General features: G+C 58.0%; 12 protein-coding genes and 1 pseudogene. 7 read left to right on the top strand and 6 right to left on the bottom strand.

What is annotated here, in order from left to right:
- Positions 1 to 39: 39 nt before the first annotated feature.
- The 3 genes and pseudogenes from trxA to ACOERD_RS22915 form a co-directional block, all read left to right on the top strand.
- Positions 40 to 381: pseudogene (trxA, locus tag ACOERD_RS22925) on the top strand (thioredoxin); the annotation flags it as partial.
- Positions 382 to 449: 68 nt separating this feature from the next.
- Positions 450 to 800 carry a Lin0512 family protein gene (locus ACOERD_RS22920; RefSeq protein ID WP_170747547.1) on the top strand — a complete coding sequence of 117 codons (351 nt, stop codon included), beginning with the start codon at positions 450 to 452 and terminating at the stop codon, positions 798 to 800.
- Complete coding sequence (locus tag ACOERD_RS22915; protein WP_170380184.1) at positions 797 to 1,159, top strand: Lin0512 family protein; 363 nt, start codon at positions 797 to 799, stop codon at positions 1,157 to 1,159. Before ACOERD_RS22920 ends, ACOERD_RS22915 begins: the two co-directional genes overlap by 4 nt.
- A 57-nt stretch (positions 1,160 to 1,216) precedes the next feature.
- On the opposite strand, the gene ACOERD_RS22910 is transcribed toward ACOERD_RS22915, so the two are convergent.
- The gene (locus ACOERD_RS22910) at positions 1,217 to 1,411 is read right to left on the bottom strand and encodes a DUF1127 domain-containing protein (protein ID WP_419740597.1); all 195 of its coding nucleotides are present in this window, start codon (positions 1,409 to 1,411) and stop codon (positions 1,217 to 1,219) included.
- 197 nt (positions 1,412 to 1,608) lie between these two features.
- Here ACOERD_RS22910 and hslV point away from each other — a divergent pair, with 197 nt between their 5' ends.
- Together hslV and ACOERD_RS22900 are read left to right on the top strand one after the other, a co-directional pair.
- Positions 1,609 to 2,166 carry an ATP-dependent protease subunit HslV gene (gene hslV / locus ACOERD_RS22905; RefSeq protein ID WP_170640839.1) on the top strand — a complete coding sequence of 186 codons (558 nt, stop codon included), beginning with the start codon at positions 1,609 to 1,611 and terminating at the stop codon, positions 2,164 to 2,166.
- Positions 2,163 to 2,516, top strand: coding sequence for a hypothetical protein (locus tag ACOERD_RS22900; protein WP_170640841.1), 354 nt, complete (start codon positions 2,163 to 2,165; stop codon positions 2,514 to 2,516). Before hslV ends, ACOERD_RS22900 begins: the two co-directional genes overlap by 4 nt.
- Positions 2,517 to 2,553: 37 nt before the next feature.
- Here the strand turns inward: ACOERD_RS22900 and ACOERD_RS22895 are convergent, their stop codons facing one another.
- Positions 2,554 to 3,795, bottom strand: coding sequence for an MFS transporter (locus tag ACOERD_RS22895; protein WP_419740596.1), 1,242 nt, complete (start codon positions 3,793 to 3,795; stop codon positions 2,554 to 2,556).
- A 105-nt stretch (positions 3,796 to 3,900) separates the two neighbouring features.
- On the bottom strand, positions 3,901 to 4,302 hold the full coding sequence (locus ACOERD_RS22890; RefSeq protein ID WP_419740595.1) for a DM13 domain-containing protein: 402 nt from the start codon (positions 4,300 to 4,302) through the stop codon (positions 3,901 to 3,903).
- Between the two features lie 200 nt (positions 4,303 to 4,502).
- Between ACOERD_RS22890 and hslU the strand changes: the two genes are divergently transcribed.
- Positions 4,503 to 5,810, top strand: coding sequence for an ATP-dependent protease ATPase subunit HslU (hslU, locus tag ACOERD_RS22885; RefSeq protein WP_419740594.1), 1,308 nt, complete (start codon positions 4,503 to 4,505; stop codon positions 5,808 to 5,810).
- A 112-nt stretch (positions 5,811 to 5,922) separates the two neighbouring features.
- The gene (locus ACOERD_RS22880; RefSeq protein WP_419740593.1) at positions 5,923 to 7,020 is read left to right on the top strand and encodes an alpha/beta hydrolase; all 1,098 of its coding nucleotides are present in this window, start codon (positions 5,923 to 5,925) and stop codon (positions 7,018 to 7,020) included.
- 52 nt (positions 7,021 to 7,072) lie between these two features.
- Here ACOERD_RS22880 and ACOERD_RS22875 read toward each other — a convergent pair whose 3' ends face one another.
- Genes ACOERD_RS22875 through ACOERD_RS22865 form a run of 3 tightly spaced genes read right to left on the bottom strand, consistent with a single transcriptional unit; the run spans position 7,073 to position 9,353 of the window.
- Positions 7,073 to 7,660, bottom strand: coding sequence for a Smr/MutS family protein (locus ACOERD_RS22875; protein ID WP_419740592.1), 588 nt, complete (start codon positions 7,658 to 7,660; stop codon positions 7,073 to 7,075).
- Positions 7,660 to 8,697 carry a murein transglycosylase A gene (locus ACOERD_RS22870; RefSeq protein ID WP_419740591.1) on the bottom strand — a complete coding sequence of 346 codons (1,038 nt, stop codon included), beginning with the start codon at positions 8,695 to 8,697 and terminating at the stop codon, positions 7,660 to 7,662. Before ACOERD_RS22870 ends, ACOERD_RS22875 begins: the two co-directional genes overlap by 1 nt.
- Positions 8,694 to 9,353: a Tim44/TimA family putative adaptor protein gene (locus ACOERD_RS22865; protein ID WP_170380193.1), complete on the bottom strand. Its 660-nt coding sequence runs from the start codon at positions 9,351 to 9,353 to the stop codon at positions 8,694 to 8,696. Before ACOERD_RS22865 ends, ACOERD_RS22870 begins: the two co-directional genes overlap by 4 nt.
- Positions 9,354 to 9,392 lie beyond the last annotated feature (39 nt).

Below are 9,392 nucleotides of genomic sequence, written 5' to 3'. Positions count from 1 at the left end.
CCTTACCCGACGCGGCACCTACGTTCCTTTCCCGAGTTTACCCCATTCAGGAGACAGAATATGTCGACCGTAGCCGTTACCGACGATACCTTTGATGCCGAAGTCAAGAACTCGACCGTTCCCGTGGTTGTGGACTTCTGGGCGGAATGGTGTGGTCCTTGCAAACAGATCGGCCCCGCTCTGGAAGAACTGGCCGCTGAGTATGGCGACAAGGTGAAAATCGCCAAGGTGGACGTGGACAGCAACCCGAACGCAGCCGCTGCGATGGGCGTGCGCGGCATCCCCGCGCTGTTCATCTTCAAGGACGGTCAGGTTGTCTCGAACCGCGCGGGAGCGGCACCCAAAGCTGCGCTGCAAAGCTGGATCGACGAATCCATCTGATCCGGATTGGAATGCGAATGATCAAAGGCGCCCCGAACCGGGCGCCTTTTTTATGACCGGAGGCTTTGATGGCAAAAACACGAGTACTTGTGGAATTTGGTATGGGCACGTCCCTGCGGCGTGAGGACTATACCGAGGCCGCCTTGCGCGCGATCAAGGATGCGCTGTGGCACAATTCGGTCAATATGGCTGAGCTGTTCGATTTTCCCAAAGAGGCGATGATCATTGATGCCGAGGTCGGCGTGCAGCAACCCGATAAAGTGGACCGCGAGGCGCTGAAGGCCGTGTTTCCCTATGGTCAGCCGAACATCACGGTCACCCGCGGTGGGCTAGACATCGAAAAACCGCACGCCCATGGCCACACAGTGATCGCAAACGCCGCCATCATCGTCTCATTCGACATGGAGCCCGCGCAATGAGTGAAAAACGTATCATTCTTGAGATGGGCATCGGCAACGACCTCTATGGTCAGGACTATACCAAGGCCGCACGGCGGGCGGTGCAGGACGCGCTGCATCATTCCTCGATCACTCTGTTTTCGCGCTTAGGCGTGGACCACAAAGAGATGCGCGTCGTGGTGACAATTGGGGTGCAACAGCCCGAGGCCGTGGATTGCGATCTGGTCGCGCAGGATTTGCCACGGGGCAGGGCCGAGGTACGGGCTGTGTTGGGCGGGCTGGACGTCGAGGACAGTGATGCAGGCACCCGCCACGTCATCGCAACCGCAGCGGTTGAGGCCTATCTGCCTGATATGTCTGGCAAATACAGGCTGGTTTGAAAAGAAAAAGCCGCTCGGACGAGCGGCTCATCTTTACTACGGCTGATCTGAAACGGATCAGATGGTGATGATGTCTTTACGGGTCAGACCGATATCTTCCAGCTGAGCGTCGCTCAGTTGCGACAACGCTTTGCGTGTCTTGCGAGTTTCGTTCCAATCAACCGCTTTTTCGAAAGCCACAGTGAACGCGTCCACTACGTGCAGGATGGTAGCTGCTCCGAGCGGCGCAGTGTTTTGTGCAGTATTTGCCATTTGCGCAGTCCTTCAAACTGAAACAGCCGACCCAATGTCGGTTGTAAGCCTCATGTAGTGCAGGGGTCTGAGTCTCACAATTGCCAGTCTGGTAGACCCGATCTGCGTTTCTTGCATATCTTTTGGGCAGTTTGTGAACAGTTGCGTTGGCGCTGGCTCCGGCCCATATAGGGTGCCAGTGATGAACGGAGGCCCTGATGGCAGACAGCGATTTTCCCGGTTGGCATGGCACAACGATCATTGGCGTCAAGAAAGACGGCCAGGTGGTGATTGCCGGCGACGGACAGGTCAGCCTAGGCCAGACCGTGATCAAGGGCACCGCCCGCAAGGTCCGCCGCCTGTCACCCGGTGGATTCGAGGTCGTGGCAGGCTTTGCCGGATCGACGGCGGATGCGTTCACTCTACTCGAGCGGCTGGAGGCCAAGCTCGAAGCCACCCCCGGCCAACTGGCCCGCGCCTCGGTCGAGCTGGCCAAGGATTGGCGTACCGACAAATACCTGCAAAAGCTCGAAGCGATGCTGATCGTCACCGATGGCAAGGACCTACTGGTGATCACCGGGGCAGGAGACGTGTTGGAGCCGGAGCACAACGTGGCCGCCATCGGATCAGGCGGCAACTTCGCCCTCGCCGCTGCGCGCGCGATGATGGACAGCGACAAGCCTGCCGAAACGGTTGCGCGCGAGGCAATGGCGATTGCTGCCGACATTTGCGTCTATACCAACGGCAATCTGACCGTTGAGACGATTGCGTCATGAGCGCGGTTCTCGCAGCCATATTCGGCGGTCTGATTGGCGGCATTGTTGGTCCTATTGTCCTCGACGAATACCGGAGCCGAAAGCACAACAAGGAATGGAAAGAGCCTAGAAAAAAGCTCCTGAAATCCATGTTGAAGGACTCAAAGTACAAATTCAAATCTTTGGAACGGCTCAGCAGGACGATTGGGTGCACCGAAGATGAAACACGATCGCTTTTGATTGAGCTGGGCGCTCGAGGCACCGTTTTGAAGAAATCAAAGAAAGAAGGATGGGCGCTCATAGAAAGAGCGCCGCTCCCCGAGAGTCAACGCAAACTGGACGAAGAGGAGATCGAGGAGGATCAAGACTAGCGGCCTTCTTAGCTTTCGATTAACCGCCGGTCAGCAGCTAGGCTAACAGCGCCTTGATCTCTTTGCCTTTCCATCGGCGGTGCATCCCGATCACGCCGAAGATCGCGGCAATGATCACGATGTAGTAGGGCACGCGGATGTCGATGCTCATCAGCCCACCGCCGATCAGGGACATGATCCCTCCGGCCAGGCAGAAGACTGCGGTGGTCACGCCCATCACCCAACCCTGATCCGCCTCGCTGACGCTGGATGAAAACAGGCCCAGAAGGGTCGGGTATGAAACACCAAAAAAGAAGTAAAAGAAGAAGACCGGAATGTAACTCAACGCGCCGCTGGGGCTGAAGGCAAAGGCAAGCCCGCAGATCACCATCGTGATCAGTGAGACATAGATGATCTTGTGCTTGCTGAACCTCTCTTGCGCGGGTTTCACAAGGAAGGTGCTGGAAAAGGCCAGCGCAAAGCCGATGACGACCATGGCCATACTGCCTCCGATCACGCCAAAACCGAACCGGCTGGTCAGGAAATTGTCGACGAACACATAAAAGGTGACGTTGGCGATCATGAAGAAGGAATAGACCGGCAGGATTTTCAGAACCATCGGATGGCCGCGCACGGCGATCAGGCTGTCGGTGATATCGCGCGGGCGAAAGACAAAGGGCGCGCGTTCGCTGCGGGTGTCCTTGAAGAAGGCCAGCACCAGGAAAATGGCGATCAGCACCAGAACAAAGGCGCCATAGAAGGGTGTCCTGAGCGTGGCAAAACTACCCAACAGGGCGGAATCCGACAGTACGGCGCCGATGATCGGTCCTCCGACAAGGCCAAAGCTGACGCCGGTTACGATATACCCCATATTGCGGTCACGGTCGGCAGCATCAGTGCTGCCATCAATCATCGCCGCCTGCGCGATGGGCTGATTGCCCGCCGTAAAGCCAGTGATCGACCGGCCCAGGATCAGCAGCAACAGACTGTCGAGGTAGAGCGAGGCGATGGTAATGGCGTAGCCAGCCAACGCTCCGCCCAGACAGACCAGAAGCGCGTTCTTGCGCCCGATGGAATCCGAGACCTTCGAGACGTAAACGACCCCAAGAAACCACGACAGGAAGAAACACCCAATCACCAACCCATAGTAGAAATGGCGACGTCCGTCGGGTGTGCCTTCGGGCAGGAACCCGGATTTCGTCTCCATGATCAGAGAGTTGATGATCGGAAAGACCAGCCCTTGTCCGATAAGGTCCACAAACACCACAAACAGCAGGGTGATCTTGGCAATCTTAGTCATGAAAAACGCCCCCGGTTCCAATAACTTGGGGCGAGTGTAGCAGACAGTTGTGCCGTTACCTAACGATGTGTCAGAGGCCGGAGAACCCGGCCTCTGACGACGCGATTACTTCAGCGATGCTACGCCCAAAGGTACTCCGGCGACCTCGCACCAGATGTATACTTCGTTGTATCCCGACACATCCATGGTCGGCGGGACTGCATAGGATTGCTTACCTGCAAGGTGCAGCAGCGCGCCGAGTTTGCTGTCAGGGGCGTAAGTGCCGTCTTTCCCAAATGCGACGCGCGGGTCGGGGCCGTTGTCCAGCGAAAAGTCCTCGCCCAGTTCAACGATGTAGCGGTCGCCATCCTTGACCAGTTTTACCGAACCGGTGGTGATGTGGTTCGAACGGCCCTCGAACGTGCCTTTCTTTTTGGCTCCACCGGCCACAGCATTGTTGGTGCTAGCCAAGGTAAGGGCCGCGCCGGTGGCAGCAGCTTTCACAAAAAGAGAACGACGAGTCATCATGATGCGGTATCTCCATAAGATAGATGCGGGCCTGTGTGCCCGTCGCCATTTTTTATGCCGCACGCGACCCTCGCATGGCGATTCACATCACTACGAATATCCGTGTGTCTTCTGTGAGTTGTCGTGATGTTTTCGTGATCGGCTTGTGTTTTCGCGACGTATGATTAGGTTCCGCTTCGAAACAGACGGATAAAACACTTATGACCGACCTGACCCCGCGCGAGATTGTCTCGGAACTGGACCGCTTCATCATCGGGCAAAAAGACGCCAAACGCGCCGTGGCCGTGGCTCTGCGCAACCGCTGGCGACGCAAGCAGTTGGCCGATGATATCCGGGATGAGGTCTACCCCAAGAACATCCTGATGATCGGCCCCACCGGCGTCGGAAAAACCGAAATCAGCCGCCGTTTGGCCAAACTGGCCCGCGCGCCCTTCATCAAGGTCGAGGCCACCAAGTTCACTGAAGTCGGATATGTCGGCCGTGATGTGGAACAGATCGTGCGCGATCTGGCCGATGCCGCGATCATCCAGACCCGCGAGTACATGCGCGAAGATGTGAAGGCCCGCGCCCATCAGGCCGCGGAGGATCGCGTGATCGAAGCCATCGCTGGCACCGATGCACGCGAAGCGACCCGTGAAATGTTCCGCAAGAAGCTGAAATCGGGTGAGCTGGACGACACAGAGATCGAGCTGGAGCTATCTGACACCTCAAACCCGATGCCGATGTTTGACGTACCCGGCCAGCCCGGCAGCCAGATGGGCATGATGAATCTGGGCGATATCTTCGGCAAGGCCTTCGGCGGCCGCACGGTGAAAAAGAAAGTAACCGTGGCCGAAAGCTATGACCTACTGATCGGGGAAGAGGCCGACAAGCTGCTGGATGATGAAACCGTCAACCGCGTGGCGCTGGAGTCGGTCGAACAGAACGGCATCGTGTTTCTGGACGAGATCGATAAAGTCTGCGCGCGCGCGGAAGCGCGCGGTGGCGATGTCAGCCGCGAAGGGGTCCAGCGCGATCTGCTGCCTCTGATCGAGGGCACGACCGTGTCCACCAAACATGGCCCGGTGAAAACCGACCATATCCTGTTCATCGCCTCGGGTGCGTTCCACATTGCCAAACCTTCGGACCTGCTGCCCGAGCTTCAGGGCCGTCTGCCGATCCGAGTGGAGCTGCGCGCGCTGACAGAAGAAGATTTCGTGCGCATCCTGACCGAGACGGACAACGCGCTGACCCTCCAATACACCGCGCTTATGGGCACCGAAGAGGTTACCGTCAGCTTCACCGATGACGGCATCGCGGCGCTGGCCAAGATCGCGGCGGATGTGAACCAGAGTGTTGAAAACATCGGCGCCCGGCGGCTTTACACAGTAATGGAGCGTGTATTCGAAGAACTCTCGTTCACCGCGCCCGATCAGGCCGGGACCGAGATAACGGTGAACGCGCAATTCGTGGATGACAATCTGGGTGAGTTGACGAAATCAACTGACCTCAGCCGTTACGTGTTGTAACAAATCCAGCTATATTTCGCCGCCGATTTGGCGGCGAATTTTCGTTCCGGCTGGACCTTGCACCAGAAACTGGTAACCGTGACTCAAACTCTGTTTCTTTGAGGGTTGAGCCGTGTTGCGTTTGAGTATTGCCTTTCTTGCTGTTGCTACACTGAGCGCTTGCGTCGACAGAACTGCGCAGGTGACAGTGCCATCCGCGTTGAATGTGGGATCCGCAGAAACCGTCTACGCGGCCACAACCCGGGGGCGGAACCCCGACGGGACGTTCAACGCCGATCGCGGCGAGCGCGTTCAATACCACAAAATGACCGTTTCGATCCCGCCAAACCGCACTCCCGGCACGTTGGAGTTTTCGTATGCAAATCCGAAACCGGAAAAGCAGTTTGTTTTGGCCAACACAACGGACCTGTCCGGCCCACGTGAGCTGGCAAACCAGCTGCGTGGAGAGGAAGATGTGTCGATCTTTGTGCACGGGTATAACTCGACCCATACCGAGACAGCGTTTCGCGCGGCGCAGTTGGCGCATGATCTGGACATTCCCGGATCGGTCCTGATTTATTCCTGGCCCAGTCAGGCCCGCGGGGCTGGGTATGCCTATGATCTGGATAGCATGCTGTTTGCCCGCGACGGGCTAGAGAAGACAATCCGCGACCTGAAATCCATCGGCGTGAAACGGGTTGTGCTGGTTGCCCACTCCATGGGCGGTGCCTTATCGATGGAGATGATGCGTCAGGCCGAGCTACGCTCGCCCGGCTGGTCACGGCGCAACCTTGATGGCGTATTCCTGATCTCACCCGATCTGGATATTGACGTGTTTCGCTCGCAAATGGACAGCATAAAAACTCCGCCCGATCCTTTTGTCGTGATGGTATCGCAAAAGGACAAGATCCTGAATATCTCGGCCCGGATTCGTGGCACACCGGGGAGTGAACGGCTGGGCAATATCAGCACCATCGAGGCGCTGGCCGACTATCCGATCGAGGTGATCGACGCGACCGCGTTCAACAGCGATGCCGAGTCATCGCATTTCGTTGCTGCAACCTCACCCGCCTTGCTGTCGCTGCTCAGTTCGGCGCGGCGTGTTGGAAACACCCTTGGAAACCGACGCCGGGGCATCGATTATTTGATCCCCAACAATCAACGCAACCCCTCGGGTGCGACCGAGGTTGTTCTGTCTGAGACCGGACAGGCGCAGGTCGCTACTCAGTAGGATTCAAGGGTTTACCAGAGGGTCTCTAACTTTTTCGGTCGGTGGGCGAAGCCTAGCGGACACGTCTGAGATAAACGTAGTAGGCACCATCCCCGCCGTGACTGATATGCGCAGGTGTCACCTGCATCACCGCGTGCGCCAGAGGCGGGATCGAAAGCCAATGCGGCACCTGATTGCGCAACACACCGCGCGGGGTCGGGATCGGGCCTGGCTCATCACGGTCTTTCCCCTTGCCCGTGATCACCAGAACCAAGCGTTTACCCTGCGCTTGCGCCGTTAGCACAAAGCGCACGAGCGCTGGATGCGCGGTGTCAATCCGCATCCCATGCAGGTCAAGCTTGCCCTCGGGTTTGAGCTTGCCGCGTTTCATACGTCCAAAAGCCTTGGTGTCCATCTGAACGGGAGCGGCTCGAAGCGTCTCGGTGATCGACGGCTTCAACCGGTTGGTAGAAGGCTTGGGAGGTTGGTTCTGCCCCAGCTCAAACGCCTCAATCCGCGGTTTTGGCAGTTTCTTGGGCGTGGGTTTGGGCAGAGTTGTCGGATGCACGGTCTGAGGGATCTCGGGGTGCAGCCGCTCAGCTTGTTTAGCGACCTTGCGCCACAGCTCGATCTCATCGCTGGTCAGTTTGCGCCGGGTCATTAGTAGTCATCCGTCGCCATGGCATAGGCACGCTGGATCGGTAGTAGAACAATCATGCGTCCGGGGTCCTTCAACCGACCGGCAGCTTGCCCGGCCTCATCGCCGGTTCCAAAGAAGATATCAGCGCGTTGCGCGCCCTTGATCGCCGCGCCGGTATCCTGCGCGATCATCAGACGGCGCAAGGGCTTTGCACCGTCTTTCTCAACCCAAACCGGGGCACCCAGCGGCGTGTAGGCCGGATCAGCTGCGATGCTGCGCATAGTCGTGATCGAGCGGTTCATGGCGCCCAAAGGCCCCAGTTCCGGTGCAACCCGGCTGACCTCGCGAAAGAACACGTATGAGGGGTTGTGAAACAAGAGCTCAGCCCCAGCCTCGGGGTTTTTGCGTACCCAGGCCTGAATCATCTGCGCACTGACCGCGTGGGCACCCAAAGCGCCGCGCCGGACCAACTCAACCCCGATGGACCGGTAGGGCTGCCCGTTCGCGCCGCCATATCCCACACGCAATGCACCGCCATCCGTCAGGCGTACCCGGCCAGAGCCCTGAATTTGCAGAAAGAACAGCTCAATCGGGTCATCGACCCACGCGATCTCAAGCCCGCGGCCCTGCATCACATCACTGGTCAGGATCTCGCGCCGGCTAAGCCACGGCCCATCCCGCGCCTCGGGCGGCATCTTGTAGATCGGGTACTTGAACCGATCCGTCCGGGTTCTGGAGCCGTCAAGTTCGGGTTCAAAATACCCGGTAAACAGACCGTCCTTACCATCCTCAACCAACACGGGTCGGAAGAAGAGTTCAAAGAAGGACCGGGCGGCATCCTCTTCATAGGTCCGGGCGACACCGCAAAGCGCACGCCAATCCGGGTCGTCCAGATCACCGCAGGTGTTCAGAAAAACGGAAAGGGCCGCGCCGTGGTCATCCTCGGCCCAGCCCTGAAGGTCGTCAAACGAAAGGACGGATCGCGTCGCCTCGGCTCCGGCGGCGCTGGCAGTGGTCATCGCACCCACCAGAATAAGCGACCGGAGCGTGGCAATCATGCGTCCGTGGCAACAAGCAGCCAGTTTGGATCGTCCTTGCCCATCACGCGGGCAAAGGTCCAGCTGTCCTTTTGACGTTTCACGGTGTTCGGGTTGCCTTCGATAATGTCACCGCCGCGATCCCGCACGACCGAGGTCAGCTCACCAATGAATTTCATGGTGATTTCGGCCTCATTCGTATCCTTGTCAAAGGACACATCGGTCAGGGTGGTTTCGCGCACGCCGATAAACTCCGCCTCGATGGTCAGGCCTTGATCTTCGCGCGCGGATACAACCGAGACGAAGGTTTCGAACACATCTTCGGCCAGGAAGGGCTGGATCTCATCCAGGTTGCCCTTTTCAAACCCCATCACGATCATCTCATAGGCACCACGGGCGCCCTGAACAAATTCACTGACCGAGAAACTGGGCTCGACCCGCTTCATCGCGGCCAGGGTCTGTGCTTGCTCGCTGTCTTCGGGGACGTGGTCGGTGATGTCATGATCCGGACCGCCTTCGATCACCTCGAAATCACGACGGGACGCACCCGCATCGGGCTGATGCGGAACAGGGGGTTTTTCGAAACCTTCACGCGTTCCCAGCACGCTTTTCAAACGCAGGATCAGGAAAACGGCAATTCCGGCCAGTACCAGCAACTGGATCATGGGTTCGTTCATTTCATCCTCTTTTCAGAACCGAGACTTTGTGTACGCGGC

The organism is Ruegeria sp., assembly GCF_965199275.1.
In the GTDB taxonomy this organism is placed as follows: domain Bacteria; phylum Pseudomonadota; class Alphaproteobacteria; order Rhodobacterales; family Rhodobacteraceae; genus Ruegeria.
The sequence above is the reverse complement of the archived record's forward strand: the minus strand, read 5'-3'. Positions and strand labels throughout refer to the sequence as shown.

Excerpts from the sequence above, each read along its gene's own strand:
- ACOERD_RS22920 (WP_170747547.1), top strand. The coding sequence starts at position 450 with ATGGCAAAAACACGAGTACTTGTGGAATTTGGTATGGGCACGTCCCTG.
- ACOERD_RS22915 (WP_170380184.1), top strand. The coding sequence starts at position 797 with ATGAGTGAAAAACGTATCATTCTTGAGATGGGCATCGGCAACGACCTC.
- ACOERD_RS22910 (WP_419740597.1), bottom strand. The coding sequence starts at position 1,411 with ATGGCAAATACTGCACAAAACACTGCGCCGCTCGGAGCAGCTACCATC.
- hslV (WP_170640839.1), top strand. The coding sequence starts at position 1,609 with ATGGCAGACAGCGATTTTCCCGGTTGGCATGGCACAACGATCATTGGC.
- ACOERD_RS22900 (WP_170640841.1), top strand. The coding sequence starts at position 2,163 with ATGAGCGCGGTTCTCGCAGCCATATTCGGCGGTCTGATTGGCGGCATT.
- ACOERD_RS22895 (WP_419740596.1), bottom strand. The coding sequence starts at position 3,795 with ATGACTAAGATTGCCAAGATCACCCTGCTGTTTGTGGTGTTTGTGGAC.
- ACOERD_RS22890 (WP_419740595.1), bottom strand. The coding sequence starts at position 4,302 with ATGATGACTCGTCGTTCTCTTTTTGTGAAAGCTGCTGCCACCGGCGCG.
- hslU (WP_419740594.1), top strand. The coding sequence starts at position 4,503 with ATGACCGACCTGACCCCGCGCGAGATTGTCTCGGAACTGGACCGCTTC.
- ACOERD_RS22875 (WP_419740592.1), bottom strand. The coding sequence starts at position 7,660 with ATGACCCGGCGCAAACTGACCAGCGATGAGATCGAGCTGTGGCGCAAG.
- ACOERD_RS22870 (WP_419740591.1), bottom strand. The coding sequence starts at position 8,697 with ATGATTGCCACGCTCCGGTCGCTTATTCTGGTGGGTGCGATGACCACT.
- ACOERD_RS22865 (WP_170380193.1), bottom strand. The coding sequence starts at position 9,353 with ATGAACGAACCCATGATCCAGTTGCTGGTACTGGCCGGAATTGCCGTT.